Genomic DNA, 15288 nt, shown 5'->3' with positions numbered 1-15288 from the left:
ATGGTCACCAAAAAACCCAAGGGCCTCGGCCGCGGACTCGAAGCCCTGCTGGGGCCAAAGGTGGCGGAAGCCGCTTCGCCCGACGCGCAGGACAACGCGCGCAACGCCACGCCCAACAGCCTGCCGCTGACCGAGCTGGTGGCGGGCGTCTACCAACCGCGCACGCGCATGGACGAGGGCGCGCTCTACGAGCTGGCCGAGTCGATCAAGGCGCAGGGCATCATGCAGCCCATCCTGGTGCGCCAGCTGCTCGACGGGCCGAACGCCGGCAAGTACGAAATCATCGCGGGCGAGCGGCGCTTTCGCGCCTCCAAGCTGGCGGGCCTGAGCGAGGTGCCGGTGCTGGTGCGCGACGTGCCGAACGAGGCCGCCGCCGCGATGGCGCTGATCGAGAACATCCAGCGCGAAGACCTGAATCCGCTGGAAGAGGCGCAGGGCCTGCAGCGCCTGGTCAAGGAATTCGGCCTGACGCACGAACAGGCCGCGCAGGCCGTGGGCCGTTCGCGTTCGGCGGCGTCCAACCTGCTGCGCCTCTTGCAGCTGGCCGAGCCGGTGCAGACCATGCTGATGGCGGGCGACATCGACATGGGCCACGCGCGCGCGCTGCTGGCGCTGGAGAAGGTGGCGCAGATCACGGCGGCCAACCAGATCGCGGCCAAAAAGATGTCGGTGCGTGAGGCCGAGAGCCTGGTCAAGAAGCTGGGCGCCGAATTCAACCTGGTGCCGCAGCAGCCCAAGAAGGAAAAGTCGCGCGACATCCGCCGGGTGGAAGAAGAGCTGGCCGACCTGCTGACCGCCGAGGTCGAGGTGCGCATCAAGAAGCGCGTCAAGCGCCACGGCCGCGTCGAGGAGATGGGCGAACTCGCGATCCAGTTCGGTTCGATCGAAGAACTCAACGGCCTGATCGACAAGCTGCGGAGGGAATAGGTCCCCCCTGCGCCGCTGCGCGGCTTCCCCCCAGGGGGACCCCACCTGCGGCCTGGCAGAGCCAGTTCCGCGGTGAGTGCTTGAAAAGAAAAGGCCTCCAAGTGGAGGCCTTTTTCGTGGCGTCGCGCCAGCGTCAAGAACGCCGCGGAACCGGCTCTGCCGGGCCGCCAGCGTTGTCCCCCTGGGGGGAAGCCGCGCAGCGGCGCAGGGGGGAGTTAATTACCCACCTTCAGCTGGCCGCCCTTGCCCAGGCCGCCCTTGACTTCCTGTGCCTTGTAGTTGCGCAGGGCGATGACCATGCTGTTGTACGCGTCGGTGAACGCGGCCACGGTGGCCTTGCCGGCAGGAGAGCGCGAGAAGCCACCCAGCGAACCGGCGGCGGTCGGGCCGAACACGCTCAGGGCCGCACCGTAGTTGGTGGCGGTGGCATTGCCTTCGGAGATCGCGATCTGCACGCCCGAGCGGATGTCGAACATGGTCAGCGTCACGACCGAGGCCTTGCTTTCCAGACCACCGGCGAGGGCGCCCAGATTCTTGTTCTTGGCACCAAGCAGGCCGCCCAGGGCACCCACCACCTGGCCGGTCGACTCGTTGTCGATGATGATCGCGGGCTCCAGGTAGTAGTCGGCGGCGACGCGCTGCCCCTTCTGTTGCTGCGAGCCGGCGCGGAATTCGCCCGAGTTGCGCTGCTTGTCGGTGATGGCCGAGAGCTTGCCTTCGGTGCGGTTGTTGCCGACCGAGGTGATCACGAAGCAGTTGGACTGCGCCACGGCCAGGCGGATCAGCGGCTCGATGGTCGTGATCTGGGTGGCGGCGCCGAAGCTGCCCCACCATTCTTTGTCGCGGCCATCGTCCACGGCCAGCGTGCCCAGCGGGGCAGCGCAACGTTCCAGCGACGAGTTGGCGCCGACGCTGGTGCCGCCGGCGGCGGCGCCGGTGGTGGCGGTCGGGCTGGAGCCGGTGGACACGCGACCGCCGCCACAGGCGGTGAGGCTCACGCCCACTGTCAGGGCCGCCGCCAGGCGCAGGGTGGTGGTGTTGAGTTTCATAGGACCTTCCTGGATATCAAGAGAACAAAAACAGAGAGTGACGGGCGCGCGCAGGCCTGCGAGCGGTCAGTAGAACCACCAGCGGCCGTCGCGCCAGTAACTCGTGTAAGCATATCCGCTGTACCAGCCGGCGAACCAGCCATTCTTGCGCACACTTTCGCGCCACTGATAGTCGGCCTGGGCCTCGGTCTTGGCTTTGCGGGCCTGGGTGAGCAGCTTCTTGGCTTCCTTGTCGCCCTTGTCGGCGGCCATCATGAGCCAGCGCTCGGCTTCGGCGGGATCGGGACCCATCTCTTCCAGGCCGACCAGATAGAAGCGGCCCAGCGCCTGCGCGGCCTTGAAGTTGCCGCGTTCGCCCGCGTCACGCATCCACTTGATCGCCAGGTAACTGTCCTTCTTCACGCCATCGCCGCGGAAATAGCGCAGGCCCAGGTCGTAGGCCGCGCGCGGGTCCTTGGCGGCCATCGCTTCGAGCGCAGCCACCTTGGCGTCCTGCGCCGGGTCCGCCTTGGCCGCCAGTTCGGCCTCGAAGTTGGCGGTGCTGCGCGGGCGGTCGGAACAGCCGGTGTTGTCGCAGATGCGGATCGTGTCTTCGGCCATGGCGGCGCCGGAGAGCAGCAGCAGGGAAAGGCAGAGGTGTTTCATAGGACGGGCCTGTGGGAGTGTGACATCAGCAAAAAAGTGTACTGCCGGGCGCCGTGCCGGGGCAACCGGCGCCGGTCAAGGCACGGCGAAATTGGCAAGCAATTGTTCCCTCGTCCGGTGGAGGTGGGTTCAGGCCGAGAGGTGCATGAGTGTGCAGTTGAGGCCGCTGCCGATGCCGCCGAGCAGCACCTGGCTGCCCTGCGCAATCCTGCCGGCCCGCGCTGCCTCGTGCAGGCAGTAGATCACCGCCACCAGACCCATGTTTCCGTGCGTCGGGTAGATGTGGTGGAAGCGCTCGAACGGCATGCCCCAGACCTTGGCCACGCCCTGGGCATGGGTCTCGGACACCTGGTGGCAGACGAACAGGTCGAACTGCTCCCGCCGGACACCCAGCTTCGCTTCGAGCCGCACCAGGGTGCGCGCGGCGAGCATCAGGCCGTGGCGCAGCAGCCCGCGGCTCTGGGTGGTGATCAGGTCGCGCTGCGCGGTGCACAGGGTGTTGCGTCCCTGGCTGGTGGCCGCGAGCGAGGCCGCGCCACGCACGAGCAGGGCGCCGGGTACACCGGTATCGCGCGTGAGCCACACCGCCACCGCGCCGCAACCCAGCGTCAGGCCCGGCAGCAGCGACTCGAACCGGGCCGTGTCCGGTGCCCCCGTGCCGAGGGAACGCAGCGCACCGTCGATCAACTCGTGGGTGTTCTCCGCGCAGACGATCAGGGCGTTGTCCACGCGGCCGCTGGCGATCATCTGGGTCGCGACATCGATGCCGTTGACCATGCCCACACAGGCGTTGGACAGGTCGAAGCACTGGCAGGTGTCGGGCAGCCCCAGCTCGCCGTGGACCAGGGCGGCCACCGAGGGTTCGATGAAGTCGCGCGTGACCGAGCAGCTGATCACCAGTTCCACCTCGCTGAGGGCCAGGCCCAGCCGCGACAGCAGGCGGTCGGCGACGCGGGCCGCCGCCTGGCTGGGGGTGTGGGTGCGGTCGGCCCACATGCGGCGCTCGCGGATGCCGGTGAGCTGTTGCAGGAACGAGGGGTCCTGCATCGCGGGCGGCAGCAGGTGCCGCACGGTGGGGAGCAGGGTCTCGGACAGCGTGGCGCTGCTGAGGGCGGTTTCGGCTTCCAGCACCTCGATGCCGGCGATGGAGATCCCCGCAGGGGCGTGACTGGGCTTGGCATGCATGCCGTTCCTCCTGAATGTGTCGTCTTCTCCCACCCGGATCGGGTGGGGCGCCGGCACATTCTAGGGAGGCGGGTTCGCCGGATCTCAACGCACCAGCCGGATGGCGATCCAGTCGATGCTGCGCGTGCTGTGGTCCAGGTACCCGGCCCCCACCGACACGTCGTAGGCAAAGTTGAGCGGATCCACCACATAGGCGGTGCTGGTCCAGACGCGCCCGGCCGAGGGCGAGCCCACCGGGAAGGCCGCCGTGTTCATGTACGGCGGTGCCGTCGCCGACTTGTCCAGCAGGCTGGCGCCTTCCTTCACGTTGGGCAGGCGCCAGCCGCGCGCGGTCAGGCCCGGGTTCTCGGCGTAGGCCAGGGCCTGGACGTGGGTGAAGCCCAGGTAGGTGCCGGTGCAGGCCGTGCCGTTCCAGACCTGCCCCTCCAGGCAGCGCCGCCACTGCAGGCCGGTCAGTTGGTCGTTGACCACGTTGTTGGCGGCGTCGGTGCCGTAGGGCACCGAGATGTAGCTGTAGCGGCCGCCCGCGGTGTTGCCCATGCTGCCGCGCACCAGGCGGACCTTGGCCAGGGTGCCGCGGGGAACTTCCGCTTCCCAGCGGTCCTGGGACAGGTAGAAGGCCCACGCGGTCGTGATCGTGCGCACTTCGCGGCTCCAGTACTGGCCAAAGGGCATGTTCACCAGCCAGTTCGCGTCCACATAGGAGGGGCCGGCGGCGCTGCTGTAGTTGACCAGTGTGACCATCTCCAGCGTGGTGGGCAGCCGCCAGTCGTTGTAGCCGCACAGGTTGGCCGCGTTGACCGCCGCCACATGGCCGCTGGCATCTCCGGCGGCGTTGTTGCCCCAGTTGGTGTAGTTGTTGTCCTTGTCGCGCAGGCCGCCGTCGTCGGTCTTGCCTTCCCAGACCAGGCCGGTGACGTTGTCGTAGACGCAGTTGGTCAGGGGCTCAAGGATGAAGAACATGCCGGCGGGGCGCCGCACCGTGCTGTAGGACATCGGGTTGAAGGCGGTGCGGGCCGAGTCCTGGCCGAACGACATCGACACCGTGTTGCCCGTGCAGGTGGCGAAGACGAACGCCGAGGTGTTGTTGTCGTAGCCGTAGCACTGGGCGGTGGTCAGGCCGGTGTGGGGCAGCTTGTTGGGATTCCAGTTGCTGCCCATGACGTAGTAGCCGATGCCCTCGTAGCTGTAGCCGCTGGCGGTGTTGGCGATCAGCGCGTCTTTCTCGGCGGGACTGGCGGTGTAGAAGTGAAAGCCCCGGGTCGGCACATAGAAGCGGTACAGCGGCAGCAGGCCCTGGCCCGTGCCCGGGCTCGCGTAATAGGCCACGCCCTCCAGCTGGAACTGGGGCCGGGTGGCCTGGATGCTGGCTTTCTCGGCCTCGCTGATGGTGTAGAAGTGCACACCGGTCTGCGTGTTGTAGAAGCGGTAGACCGGCGACAGGCCGGGGGCGGAGTCGCTGGCCGCGAGGAAGGCGGTGCCGTCGAAGTTGAACTGCGGCATCGTGGACAGCAGGGTGTTCTTCTCGCTTTCGCTGGTGGTGTAGAAGTGCGCGCCGGTGCGGGTGTTGTAGAAGCGGTAGACCGGAATGCGGGTCGCGATGGCCTTGCGGATCGGGGCACTGGCGCTGCCGGTGTTGTTGGTGCTGCCGGTGCTGCCGGCGCTCTCATCGGCGGCCGCGGCTTTCCGGGCCACCGGTTCCGGGGCGGCATCGGTGGTCTGGCCGCCGCCACACCCGGCGACCCCCAGCAGCAGGGACAGCAGCAGGGACAGCAGCAGCGCCGCGGCGCCGAAACCCCTCGCGCCGCCGCCAACAACAGTTCGTGCCTTCATGATCGGCCCTTCCAAGACCCGCGTTGACCGTCCGCACCGGTGCCCGGGAGGGCATGGGTGCATCGAACAGGCACTGTCCGGCGTCCGGTGGCCGGACGCCAGTGCCAAAAGTCACTGTCTCGGGGACCGCGGGCTCAGAGCGCGAAGATCTTGCCCGGGTTGAGGATGTTGTCCGGGTCCAGCGCGCGCTTGATGGTGCGCATCATGTCGACCGCGCCATCGCCGGCCTCGGTGCGCAGGAAGTCCATCTTGTGCAGGCCCACGCCGTGTTCGCCGGTGCAGGTGCCGCCGAGCTTGAGCGCGCGCGCCACCAGGGTCTGGTTCAGTGCTTCGGAGATGCGGTGTTCTTCCGGCTTGGCCGGGTCGATCAGATAGCCGAAGTGGAAGTTGCCGTCGCCCACGTGGCCGACCAGGAAGTAGGGGATGCCGCTGGCGTCGGCCTCGGCGACCGAGTCGAGCAGGCAGTCGGCCAGGCGGCTGATCGGCACGCAGGTGTCGGTGCTGATGGCGCGGCAGCCGGGCTTGCTCTGGATCGCGGCGAAGTAGGCGTTGTGCCGCGCGGTCCACAGGCGGGTGCGCTCCTCGGGCGTGGTCGCCCACTGGAAGGCCTGGCCCCCGAATTCGGCGGCAATCTCCTGCACCGTCTCGGCCTGTTCCTTCACGCTCGCGGGCGAGCCGTGGAACTCCATCAGCAGCATGTGTTCTTCGCGCAGGCCGAGTTTGCTGTGGGCGTTCACCATGCGCACGGTGTTGGCGTCGATCAGCTCGCAGCGCGCGATCGGCACGCCCAGCTGGATCACCTGGATCACGGTGCGCACCGCGGCTTCGATGGTCGGGAACGAGCAGGTCGCGGCCGAGATCGCCTCGGGCAGCGGGTAGAGCTTGAGCGTCACCTCGGTGATCACGCCCAGCGTGCCTTCGCTGCCCACCATCAGGCGCGTCAGGTCGTAGCCGGCGCTGCTCTTCTTGGCGCGGGTGCCGGTGCGGATCAAGTTGCCCTGGGCGGTCACGACTTCGAGCGCCAGCACGTTCTCGCGCATGGTGCCGTAGCGCACGGCGTTGGTGCCGCTGGCGCGGGTGGCGGTCATGCCGCCGATGGACGCGTCGGCGCCCGGGTCGATCGGGAAGAACAGGCCTTCGCTTTTCACGGCGTTGTTCACGGCCGAGCGGGTGATGCCCGGCTGCACCGTCACGGTCAGGTCTTCGGCGTTGACCGACAGCACCTGGTCCATGCGGCTGACGTCGATGCTGATGCCGCCCTGCACGGCCAGCAAATGGCCTTCGAGCGAGGAGCCGACGCCGAAGGGAATGACGGGAATCTTGTGCGACGCCGCGAGCTTGACCGCATCGGCCACGTCCAGCGTGGACTGCGCGAACACCACGGCCGAGGGGGGCGGCACGCTGAAGATCGACTCGTCGCGGCCGTGCTGCTCGCGCACCACCAGCGCGGTGGAGCACTGCGCGCCGAAACGCTGCTGAAGGGCTTCGATCAGGGCGGCGGGAACCTCGCGCAGCTGCAGTTGCGGCGCGAGGTGGTGGTGTTCGGTGGGGGCGTTCATGGACGGTCTCCTGGATCGTTCTGCGCCGCGGCGGCGGGCCGCGGGCGGGGGATCCGGCAGTGTAGTCCGGGCACCGCCGCGGTGGGGGCCACCGCGGCGACTGCCCCCACCGGCGGCATCACATCTTCATCGCCTTGGTGAACTCCGCGCTGCTGACCGCGCCGTCCTTGTTGCTGTCGATGCGGTCGAAGCTGACCGCGACCGCCGGCAGGGAGGCCGCTTCTTCGCGGCTGAGCTTGCCGTCGCTGTTCTTGTCGGCCTTGGTGAAGGCGGCCGTGATCTCGGCATCGCTGGCGGGTGTGGCCGGGGCGGCTGGGGCTGCCGAGGTGGCAGGGGCGGCCGGGGCCGCGGTGCTCTGGGCGTAGGCGCTGCCTGCCACGCCGAGGGTGACGCTGGCGATCAGCATCAGGCTGCGGGCTTCGAAGGCGGTGAATCGGGTGTGGCGTTGCGTCATGGGTGACTCCTTGAACAGTTGAAAGGACCGCCATTGCACCGTCGATCGCGCCCCGATGCGAGCGCTTTTGCCTGCTGTTTCCTCACGCACCCTCTGCTTGCCTGAGACACATTTCCCTGTGTTTCCTTACATCAGGGTCTTCGCCGCCCGCAGACCGGCTTTCACGGACAATCCTTCCACGCGGCGCGCGACCGGATGCGCCGCCCCGCAGGAGACTTCATGGGCAACCGCCTCACACAGATCGCCACCCGCACCGGCGACGCCGGCACCACCGGCCTCGGAGACAACAGCCGCGTGTCCAAGAACAGCCTGCGCGTGCACGCGATGGGCGACGTCGACGAACTCAATTCGCAGATCGGCGTGCTGCTGTGCGAAGAGCTGCCCGCCGACGTGCGCACGCTGCTGGTCGAGATCCAGCACCAGCTGTTCAACCTCGGCGGCGAACTCTCGATCCCTGGCTACGAACTGCTCAAGCCCGAGGCCGTGGCCGCGCTGGACGACGCGCTGGAGCGCCACAACGCGCAGCTGCCGCGGCTGCAGGAATTCATCCTGCCGGCCGGCAACCGGGCGGCCTCGCTGGCCCACGTCTGCCGCACCGTGGCGCGCCGCGCCGAACGTGCGCTGGTCGCGCTGGGCAACGAAGAGGCGATCAAGGAAGGTCCGCGCCAGTACCTCAACCGCCTGTCGGACCTGATGTTCGTGCTCGCGCGCGTGCTCAACCGCATGCACGGCGGCGACGACGTCTACTGGAAGAGCGAGCGGCTGGCCCAGGGCGAAACCCCGTGAACCCGCGGCTGCCGGCCCTGCTGCTGAGTGCGCTGGCCGGCAGCGTGCAGGCGGCGGCGCCGGCGCGCCACCACGTCGCGCTGGTGTGCGAGGCGGTGTACCTGCCGGCCCGCTCGACCTGGTCCCGCCAGGTCGAGATCGACTACGACCAGCGCAAGGTGACGGCGGTGCGCATCGACGGCGTCACCGTCTACAGCTTCTCGGTCACGGGCACGGTGATCCTCACCGCGGTGGACAACGAACGCATCCAGATCGACGCCGCCGCGCCCTCCTGGCAGAGCGATTTCCGCGGCCTGGCCCAGTCACAGGGCCACTGCGAGCGCACCCCCTAGGCACCTCCTAGGGTTCACCCTGAACCCGGTCTGGCCAGCGTTTGATCTGGCGCAAATCGACGGCCCAATGCAAGCACGATACTGCATTTTCTTGTTCAACAACATGCAGTAAAGTACATTTCAAGAAGACCGCCGTGAGCCAACTGAACGCCGACAGCCTGGTCGAAGACCGCGAATCGATCCAGGGCGACAACTTCGTCGAGGTCAACTACGACGACCGCATCCCCAACAACGTCGACCTGTCCTCCGACCGCCAGCTGCAGCGCGCGCTGGAAAGCTGGCAGCCCAACTACGTGGACTGGTGGAAGGAAATGGGCCCGGAGGGCTTCCAGAACGCCGAGGTCTACCTGCGCACGGCGGTCGGCGTCGACCCGGCCGGCTGGGCCAAGTTCGGCTACGTGAAGATGCCCGACTACCGCTGGGGCATCCTGCTGGCGCCCAAGGTCGAGGGCCGCACGATTCCGCACGGCAAACACAAGGGCGAGCCGGTCTGGCAGGAAGTGCCGGGCGAATACCGCGCGCTGCTCAAGCGCCTGATCGTGGTGCAGGGCGACACCGAGCCGGCCTCGGTGGAGCAGCAGCGCTGGCTCGGCGCCACCGCGCCCAGCCTGTACGACATGCGCAACCTGTTCCAGGTCAACGTGGAAGAGGGCCGCCACCTGTGGGCCATGGTCTACCTGCTGGTCAAGTACTTCGGCAAGGACGGCCGTGAAGAGGCCCAGGCCCTGCTGGAGCGCCGCAGCGGCCACCAGGACAACCCGCGCATCCTGGGCGCCTTCAACGAGAAGACGCCCGACTGGCTGAGCTTTTTCATGTTCACCTACTTCACCGACCGCGACGGCAAGATGCAGCTGGCCGCGCTGGCCGAGAGCGGCTTCGACCCGCTGAGCCGCAGCTGCCGCTTCATGCTGACCGAAGAGGCGCACCACCTGTTCGTGGGCGAGACCGGCGTCGGCCGCACGGTCGAAGCCACCTGCGCCGCGATGAACAAGGCCGGCATCACCGACCCCTACGACACCGAGGCCATCCGCGCCCTGGGCGTGGTCGACCTGCCGCTGCTGCAGCGCAAGGCCAACTTCCACATGAGCGTGACGCGCGACCTGTTCGGCAGCGAGATTTCTTCCAACGGCGCCGACGCCTTCAACACCGGTCTCAAGGGCCGCTTCAACGAGGCCAAGCTGACCGGCGACGACCACCAGCTGCAGGACGCGACCTACGCCGTGCAGCGCGTGGTGAACGGCCAGCTGGTGTGGGAAGACGTGCCGGCCCTGCGCGCCATCAACAGCCGCCTGCTGGACGACTACATCGCCGACTGCCAGGGCGGCATCGACCGCTGGAACAAGACCATCGAGAAGGCCGGCATCGACTTCAAGATCACCCAGCCGCACAAGGGCTTCAACCGCCGCATCGGCGAATTTGCCGGCCACCGCATCAGCCCCAGCGGTGAACTGTTGAGTGAAGAAGTCTGGGCCTCCAGCTGCGAGGAGTGGCTGCCCAACGGCGAAGACCTGGACTTCATCCATTCCCTGATGAAGGCCCACCACGAACCGGGCCAGTACGCCAGCTGGATCGCGCCCCCGCGCATGGGCATCAACCAGCAGCCGGTGGACTACGAGTACGTCAAGATTGATTGAATGTGCCCCCACGCTCCGCCGCTGCGCGGGTCGCTGCCCCCCGAGGGGGCTGACCCCGCCTTGGGGCGGCCCGGCGGCGGGGTCGGTGTTGCCCCCACGCTCCGCCGCTGTTTCAGGCGATGCCCAGCTTGCGGCGCAGCTCGGGCAGGGCGGCCTGGCCGGCGGCGTAGCCGGCTTCGATCATTTCCCGGCGCGCCGAGAAGTCGGAGCTGTCGAACTCGTCGGTGCGCGGCTGGATCAGGACGTTCGCGGTCTTGCCTTCGAGCTGGGCCAGCGAACGGCCCATGATCTCGAACGACTGCAGGATGATTTCGTAGAGGCCGCTGCGCGGCTTGGTGGTCGGCTTGCCGCCCACGTCGACGGCGATCACCAGGTCGGCGCCGAGCTGGCGCGCCACGCCGACCGGCACCGGGCTGGTCAGACCACCGTCGACCAGCTCACGGCCCTCGAAGGTGGCCGGAATGAACACGCCCGGGATCGAGCACGAGGCGACCACCGCCGCACCGGTGTCGCCGCGCTGGATCGCGACCTTCTCGCCGGTCGCCAGGTCGGTCGCCACGGCCGCGAAGCGGCGCGGCATCTTCTCGATCGGCATGTTCTCCAGGAAGCCGTTGACCAGGCGCTTGAGCGCCGCGCCGCCCATCATCCCGCGCTTGTTGCCCGAGGACAGGTCGGCCACGTCGATGTCCTTCACCTTGAGCGCAACCTCCTGCATCTTCCAGGGCGAAAAGCCCGCGGCGTAGAACGCGCCGACCAGCGAACCCGCGCTGGTGCCCGCGACGATGCTCACGGGAATCTTCGCCTCGTCCAGCGCCTGCAGCACGCCGATGTGCGCGAAGCCGCGCGCCGAGCCACCGCCCAGCGCAATGCCGATGGTCTTGCCGGCGACGGGCCGGGCGATGGCCGCCGCATGAGGCGCTGGCTTGCCACCGGCTTGCGCGCGCACCAGACCCGAACCCGCCAGACCGGCGCCCAGCGCCAGCCATTGCCTGCGTTGCATGTCCATGCTCATTTCTCCACCGGCTTGACCAGGCCCTGGTCGATCAGCGCCTTGAGCTGGTCCCAGGCCGAGGCGAACGCGCCCGCCGGTTCGCCCTTGGTGATGTTCTCGATCTTTTCTTCCAGCAGCACCACCTCGACGCGGCGGTTCAGGCGGCGGCCTTCGTCGGTCGTGTTCGAGGCCACCGGGCGGCGGGCGGCGAAGCCGGCGGTCTTGATGCGTGCCAAGGGCACGCCGCGTGCGACCAGCGCCTTGCCGATCTCGGCCGCGCGTTCTTCGGACAGCTTCTGGTTCAGCTCGGCCGCACCGACGTTGTCGGCGTGGCCTTCGAGGGCGATCGCTTTGTCGCTCTTGGTCGTCACCAGCTGCGCGATGCGGTCGAGGTAGGGGCCGGCCTCGGCGGCGTTGAGCGCGCTCTTGCCGGTCTCGAACAGCGCCGCGCTGGGCAGGAAGATTTCCACGCCGCGTTCGGCCTGCTGGATCGGCAGCACCGGGCCGCGGTAGGGCGCGGGGGCGGGCGTGGTCTGGCAGGCCGCCAGCAGGGTGGCGGTCAGGGCGGGCAGCAGGAGCCGTTGGGCGAAGGTGCGTCGGAGCATGGTGGGTGGCGGAAGTCGGTTGTCGGAGGGACCGGCGCCAGCTTAGGCGCGGGTGGCTCCCGGGTCACAGCGGCCGGGCGGGATTTGGCGGTAAACGTGCGCTATTGCCGCGCCTGTCGCTCGGTCGCCACCGGGGCTGCGCGGTCTGCGGCACCTGCCACGCACGGCGCAAGCCACCGGGTCGGCACGCCGCTGTCTGCGTTAGGATGCCCATCGCTTCAGTCCAATCGAACCGGCGACCGGGAGGCGCCACGCCATGAAAATCGAGATCCGGCACCTGTCCCCGCATCAGAACGCCAAGGTGTTCGCCGTCATCATGACCCTCGGCTCCCTGGTGTTCATGCTGCCCTTCATGGTGATCTCGACCGCCATGATGCCTTCCGGGGCGTCGTTTCCCTGGACCATGTTGTTGGTGATGCCGGTCGCCTACCTGGTCTTGGGCTACCTGATGACGCTGGTGGCCTGTGCCTTCTACAACCTGATGGTGCGCTTCACCGGCGGCTTCGAATTCACCACCGAGACCAAGGACGTCTGAGGTCCGTTCGGCCCGCTGTGCCCACGGAGGTCGTGGGGGGCTGGTCACTTCCCTCAGGTTCTGATCTGCGTCAGGGTTCGCGGAGCCATCCCCGCGGACACTGGCCACCGTGATTCCGAAACCCAAGCGCTTTCCCGACAACCCGCCCCACCCCGAGCGCAACTGCTGGGGCTGTGACCGCTATTGCGCGGCCAGCGGCATGCTGTGCGGCAACGGTTCCGAGCGCACCCAGCACCCGGCCGAGCTGTTCGGGCCGGACTGGGCGGATTGGGTGGCGCCGGTCGAACCCGGCGCGGTGCTGCAGGACGGAGCGCCCCCCGCGGCAGACACCGCCGGCCCGCGCACAATCGGCGGATGCACATCGCCATCCTCACCTTCCAGGGCTTCAACGAACTCGACTCGCTGATCGCGCTGGGCGTGCTCAACCGCATCAGACAACCCGGCTGGCGCGTCACGCTCTGCTGCCCCGAGCCGGAGGTCACCTCCATGAACGGCGTGACCGTGCGGGCGCAGTCCACGCTGGAAGAGGCCGCGACAGCCGACGCGGTGCTGGTCGGCAGCGGCATGCGCACGCGCGAGGTGGTGGCCGACCCGGCGCTGATGGCGCGCCTGTCGCTGGACCCGCAGCGCCAGCTGATCGGCGCGCAGTGCTCGGGCACGCTGGTGCTGGCGAAGCTGGGCCTGGTCAGCGGCGTGCCGGCCTGCACCGACCTGCTCACCAAGCCCTGGGTGGAAGAGGCCGGGGTCGAGGTGCTGAACCAGCCGTTCTTTGCGCGTGGCAACGTGGCCACCGCCGGCGGCTGCCTGGCCTCGTCCTACCTGGCCGCCTGGGTGATTGCGCGCACCGAAGGCCTGGAAGCCGCCGCGTCGGCGCTGCACTACGTGGCGCCGGTGGGCGAGAAGGAAAGCTTCGTCGCCAACGCGCTTGGCCGCATCACGCCCTACCTGCCGGCCTGAGTCTGACGCAGGCGCCGGCGCGCGCGGGCTATCTGGGCGCCAGCACCGCCATCGTGATGCGCGAGACGCAGGTCAGTTCGCCCGCGTCGTTCTTCAGGTCGATCTGCCAGACCTGGGTGGTGCGGCCGATGTGCACCGGGCGCGTGGTGCCGGTGACCCAGCCGCTGGTCGCGCCCTTGAGGTGGTTGGCGTTGATGTCCAGGCCCACCGCGCGGTGGCCGGGCGGGCAGCTGAAGGCGGCGCCGCAGCTGCCCAGCGTCTCCGCCAGCACCACGCTCACGCCGCCATGCAGCAGGCCATAGGGCTGTTTCGTGCGGGTGTCCACCGGCACGCGCGCGGTGATGAAGTCGTCGCCGACCTCCAGGAACTCCATGCCCAGGTGCTGCACGGCGGTGCCGACGTGGATGTCCGTCAGCACCTGCACCGAGATGTCCTGCGTCCAGACGCGGCTCACGACTTCCTGCCTCCGATCAGGGCCCACAGCAGGATCGCGCCGAAGGTCGCGGTACCGATGCCACCCAGCGCGAAGCCGCCGAACTTGAGCGTGTAGTCGCCGGTGCCCAGCACCAGGGTGATGGCGGCGACCAGCAGGTTGCGGTTCTCCGAGAAGTCGACCTTGTTGTCGACCCAGATCTTGGCGCCGGCGATCGCGATCAGGCCGAACACCACGATGGACACGCCGCCCATCACCGGCAGCGGGATCGCCTGGATCAGCGCGCCGAACTTGGGCGAAAAGCCCAGCAGCACGGCCATCAGCCCGGCCACCAGGAACACGGCGGTCGAGTAGATCTTGGTCGCGGCCATGACGCCGATGTTCTCGGCGTAGGTGGTCACGCCGGTGCCGCCCGCGCTGCCGGCCACGATGGTGGCGACGCCGTCGCCGATGAAGGCGCGGCCCATGTACTGGTCCAGGTTCTTGCCGGTCATGGCGGTCACGGCCTTGATGTGGCCCAGGTTCTCGGCCACCAGGATGATCGCGACCGGCGCGATCAGCAGCATGGCGCTGCCGCTGAACACCGGCGAGGTGAAGTGCGGCGCACCGAACCAGGCGGCGTTGGCGATGCCCGAGAGGTCCAGCGGCTTGCCGAACCCGAGGCCGTTGGTCAGCACGGCGTAGACGATGCTGGCGACGATCAGGCCGACCAGGATCAGCAGGCGCTGCACCATGCCGCTGCTGAACACCGCGACCAGGGCGACGCAGACGAAGGTGATGCCCTGCATCCACTTGTCGAAGTCGGTCGGCGCCATGTTCTTGATCGGGATGCCGGCCAGGTTCAGGCCGATCACGGCCACCACCGCGCCGGTGACGACCGGCGGCATGAAGCGCTCGATCCAGCCGGTGCCGATGGCCTGCACCACCACGCCGATCAGGGTGTAGACGATGCCGCAGGCGATGATGCCGCCCAGCGCCACGCCGATGTTGGCGTTCGGGCCCTGGCCGGCGTAGCCGCTGGCCGCGATCACCACGCCGATGAAGGCGAAGCTCGAACCCAGGTAGCTGGGCACCTTGCCGCCGGTGATGAGGAAGAAGATCAGGGTGCCGATGCCGCTCATGAGGATGGCGACGTTGGGGTCGAAGCCCATGAGAATGGGGGCGAGCACCGTGGCGCCGAACATGGCGATCAGGTGCTGCACGCCCATCACGGCGGTCTGCGGCCAGGGCAGGCGTTCATCGGGGCCGATGACGCCGCCGTTGGCGAGGGTGGTGGGGGATTTTTCGGTCCAGTTCAACAGGCCCATGTGATCTCCTTCTGTGGTGGTCGATGGGCCGGCATTCTGCGCGCAAATCGGCGTTC

The 15288-nt window shown here is 68.4% G+C and carries 17 protein-coding genes; 7 read left to right on the top strand and 10 right to left on the bottom strand.

Translation table 11 applies throughout. The features are described 5' to 3' along the window. Positions 1–927, top strand: a complete 927-nt coding sequence (locus ACS5NL_RS00155) for a ParB/RepB/Spo0J family partition protein (protein WP_439351471.1) — start codon at positions 1–3, stop codon at positions 925–927. A gap of 215 nt (positions 928–1142) precedes the next feature. On the opposite strand, the gene ACS5NL_RS00150 is transcribed toward ACS5NL_RS00155, so the two are convergent. The 6 genes from ACS5NL_RS00150 to ACS5NL_RS00125 form a co-directional block, all read right to left on the bottom strand. Further along, a complete protein-coding gene (locus tag ACS5NL_RS00150; RefSeq protein ID WP_439351470.1) occupies positions 1143–1976 on the bottom strand; it encodes a hypothetical protein in 834 nt (277 codons plus the stop codon). Between the two features lie 66 nt (positions 1977–2042). Then, positions 2043–2621, bottom strand: a complete 579-nt coding sequence (locus ACS5NL_RS00145) for a tetratricopeptide repeat protein (protein WP_439351469.1) — start codon at positions 2619–2621, stop codon at positions 2043–2045. Positions 2622–2750: 129 nt separating this feature from the next. After that, complete coding sequence (locus ACS5NL_RS00140; protein WP_439351468.1) at positions 2751–3806, bottom strand: 3-oxoacyl-ACP synthase III; 1056 nt, start codon at positions 3804–3806, stop codon at positions 2751–2753. An 84-nt stretch (positions 3807–3890) separates the two neighbouring features. Beyond that, positions 3891–5639, bottom strand: coding sequence for a DUF1566 domain-containing protein (locus tag ACS5NL_RS00135; protein ID WP_439351467.1), 1749 nt, complete (start codon positions 5637–5639; stop codon positions 3891–3893). A gap of 134 nt (positions 5640–5773) precedes the next feature. Then, complete coding sequence (locus ACS5NL_RS00130) at positions 5774–7198, bottom strand: FAD-binding oxidoreductase (RefSeq protein ID WP_439351466.1); 1425 nt, start codon at positions 7196–7198, stop codon at positions 5774–5776. Between the two features lie 118 nt (positions 7199–7316). Continuing rightward, a complete protein-coding gene (locus ACS5NL_RS00125; RefSeq protein ID WP_439351465.1) occupies positions 7317–7652 on the bottom strand; it encodes an EF-hand domain-containing protein in 336 nt (111 codons plus the stop codon). A gap of 219 nt (positions 7653–7871) precedes the next feature. Between ACS5NL_RS00125 and ACS5NL_RS00120 the strand changes: the two genes are divergently transcribed. The 3 genes from ACS5NL_RS00120 (at position 7872) to boxB (ending at position 10404) form a co-directional block, all read left to right on the top strand. Next, positions 7872–8438, top strand: coding sequence for a cob(I)yrinic acid a,c-diamide adenosyltransferase (locus ACS5NL_RS00120; protein ID WP_439351464.1), 567 nt, complete (start codon positions 7872–7874; stop codon positions 8436–8438). Continuing rightward, the gene (locus ACS5NL_RS00115; RefSeq protein ID WP_439351463.1) at positions 8435–8770 is read left to right on the top strand and encodes a hypothetical protein; all 336 of its coding nucleotides are present in this window, start codon (positions 8435–8437) and stop codon (positions 8768–8770) included. Before ACS5NL_RS00120 ends, ACS5NL_RS00115 begins: the two co-directional genes overlap by 4 nt. Before the next feature lie 143 nt (positions 8771–8913). After that, complete coding sequence (gene boxB, locus ACS5NL_RS00110; protein ID WP_439352030.1) at positions 8914–10404, top strand: benzoyl-CoA 2,3-epoxidase subunit BoxB; 1491 nt, start codon at positions 8914–8916, stop codon at positions 10402–10404. Between the two features lie 112 nt (positions 10405–10516). Here boxB and ACS5NL_RS00105 read toward each other — a convergent pair whose 3' ends face one another. After that, positions 10517–11410 (bottom strand): patatin-like phospholipase family protein, encoded by an 894-nt coding sequence (locus ACS5NL_RS00105; RefSeq protein ID WP_439351462.1) that lies wholly within the window; start codon positions 11408–11410, stop codon positions 10517–10519. 2 nt (positions 11411–11412) lie between these two features. Continuing rightward, a complete protein-coding gene (locus ACS5NL_RS00100; RefSeq protein ID WP_439351461.1) occupies positions 11413–12000 on the bottom strand; it encodes an OmpA family protein in 588 nt (195 codons plus the stop codon). 256 nt (positions 12001–12256) lie between these two features. Between ACS5NL_RS00100 and ACS5NL_RS00095 the strand changes: the two genes are divergently transcribed. The 3 genes from ACS5NL_RS00095 (at position 12257) to ACS5NL_RS00085 (ending at position 13492) form a co-directional block, all read left to right on the top strand. Further along, on the top strand, positions 12257–12535 hold the full coding sequence (locus ACS5NL_RS00095; RefSeq protein ID WP_439351460.1) for a hypothetical protein: 279 nt from the start codon (positions 12257–12259) through the stop codon (positions 12533–12535). A 112-nt stretch (positions 12536–12647) separates the two neighbouring features. After that, complete coding sequence (locus tag ACS5NL_RS00090; protein WP_439352029.1) at positions 12648–12941, top strand: DUF3079 domain-containing protein; 294 nt, start codon at positions 12648–12650, stop codon at positions 12939–12941. After that, the gene (locus ACS5NL_RS00085; protein ID WP_439351459.1) at positions 12890–13492 is read left to right on the top strand and encodes a DJ-1/PfpI family protein; all 603 of its coding nucleotides are present in this window, start codon (positions 12890–12892) and stop codon (positions 13490–13492) included. The genes ACS5NL_RS00090 and ACS5NL_RS00085 overlap by 52 nt, the downstream gene beginning before the upstream one ends. A gap of 28 nt (positions 13493–13520) precedes the next feature. On the opposite strand, the gene ACS5NL_RS00080 is transcribed toward ACS5NL_RS00085, so the two are convergent. Next, positions 13521–13946 (bottom strand): hotdog fold thioesterase, encoded by a 426-nt coding sequence (locus tag ACS5NL_RS00080; protein ID WP_439351458.1) that lies wholly within the window; start codon positions 13944–13946, stop codon positions 13521–13523. Continuing rightward, entirely contained in the window at positions 13943–15232 is a 1290-nt protein-coding gene (locus tag ACS5NL_RS00075) for a solute carrier family 23 protein (protein WP_439351457.1), read from the bottom strand. Before ACS5NL_RS00075 ends, ACS5NL_RS00080 begins: the two co-directional genes overlap by 4 nt. Between the last annotated feature and the right edge of the window lie 56 nt (positions 15233–15288).

The organism is Hydrogenophaga sedimenti (assembly GCF_051857515.1).
In the GTDB taxonomy this organism is placed as follows: domain Bacteria; phylum Pseudomonadota; class Gammaproteobacteria; order Burkholderiales; family Burkholderiaceae_C; genus Hydrogenophaga.
This window is presented reverse-complemented; position numbering and strand designations above follow the sequence as displayed.

Coding starts and splice junctions, on each gene's coding strand:
- ACS5NL_RS00095 (WP_439351460.1), top strand. CDS start 12,257: ATGAAAATCGAGATCCGGCACCTGTCCCCGCATCAGAACGCCAAGGTG.
- ACS5NL_RS00155 (WP_439351471.1), top strand. CDS start 1: ATGGTCACCAAAAAACCCAAGGGCCTCGGCCGCGGACTCGAAGCCCTG.
- ACS5NL_RS00130 (WP_439351466.1), bottom strand. CDS start 7,198: ATGAACGCCCCCACCGAACACCACCACCTCGCGCCGCAACTGCAGCTG.
- ACS5NL_RS00105 (WP_439351462.1), bottom strand. CDS start 11,410: ATGGACATGCAACGCAGGCAATGGCTGGCGCTGGGCGCCGGTCTGGCG.
- ACS5NL_RS00125 (WP_439351465.1), bottom strand. CDS start 7,652: ATGACGCAACGCCACACCCGATTCACCGCCTTCGAAGCCCGCAGCCTG.
- ACS5NL_RS00140 (WP_439351468.1), bottom strand. CDS start 3,806: ATGCATGCCAAGCCCAGTCACGCCCCTGCGGGGATCTCCATCGCCGGC.
- ACS5NL_RS00135 (WP_439351467.1), bottom strand. CDS start 5,639: ATGAAGGCACGAACTGTTGTTGGCGGCGGCGCGAGGGGTTTCGGCGCC.
- ACS5NL_RS00085 (WP_439351459.1), top strand. CDS start 12,890: ATGCACATCGCCATCCTCACCTTCCAGGGCTTCAACGAACTCGACTCG.
- ACS5NL_RS00145 (WP_439351469.1), bottom strand. CDS start 2,621: ATGAAACACCTCTGCCTTTCCCTGCTGCTGCTCTCCGGCGCCGCCATG.
- ACS5NL_RS00120 (WP_439351464.1), top strand. CDS start 7,872: ATGGGCAACCGCCTCACACAGATCGCCACCCGCACCGGCGACGCCGGC.
- ACS5NL_RS00100 (WP_439351461.1), bottom strand. CDS start 12,000: ATGCTCCGACGCACCTTCGCCCAACGGCTCCTGCTGCCCGCCCTGACC.
- ACS5NL_RS00150 (WP_439351470.1), bottom strand. CDS start 1,976: ATGAAACTCAACACCACCACCCTGCGCCTGGCGGCGGCCCTGACAGTG.
- ACS5NL_RS00075 (WP_439351457.1), bottom strand. CDS start 15,232: ATGGGCCTGTTGAACTGGACCGAAAAATCCCCCACCACCCTCGCCAAC.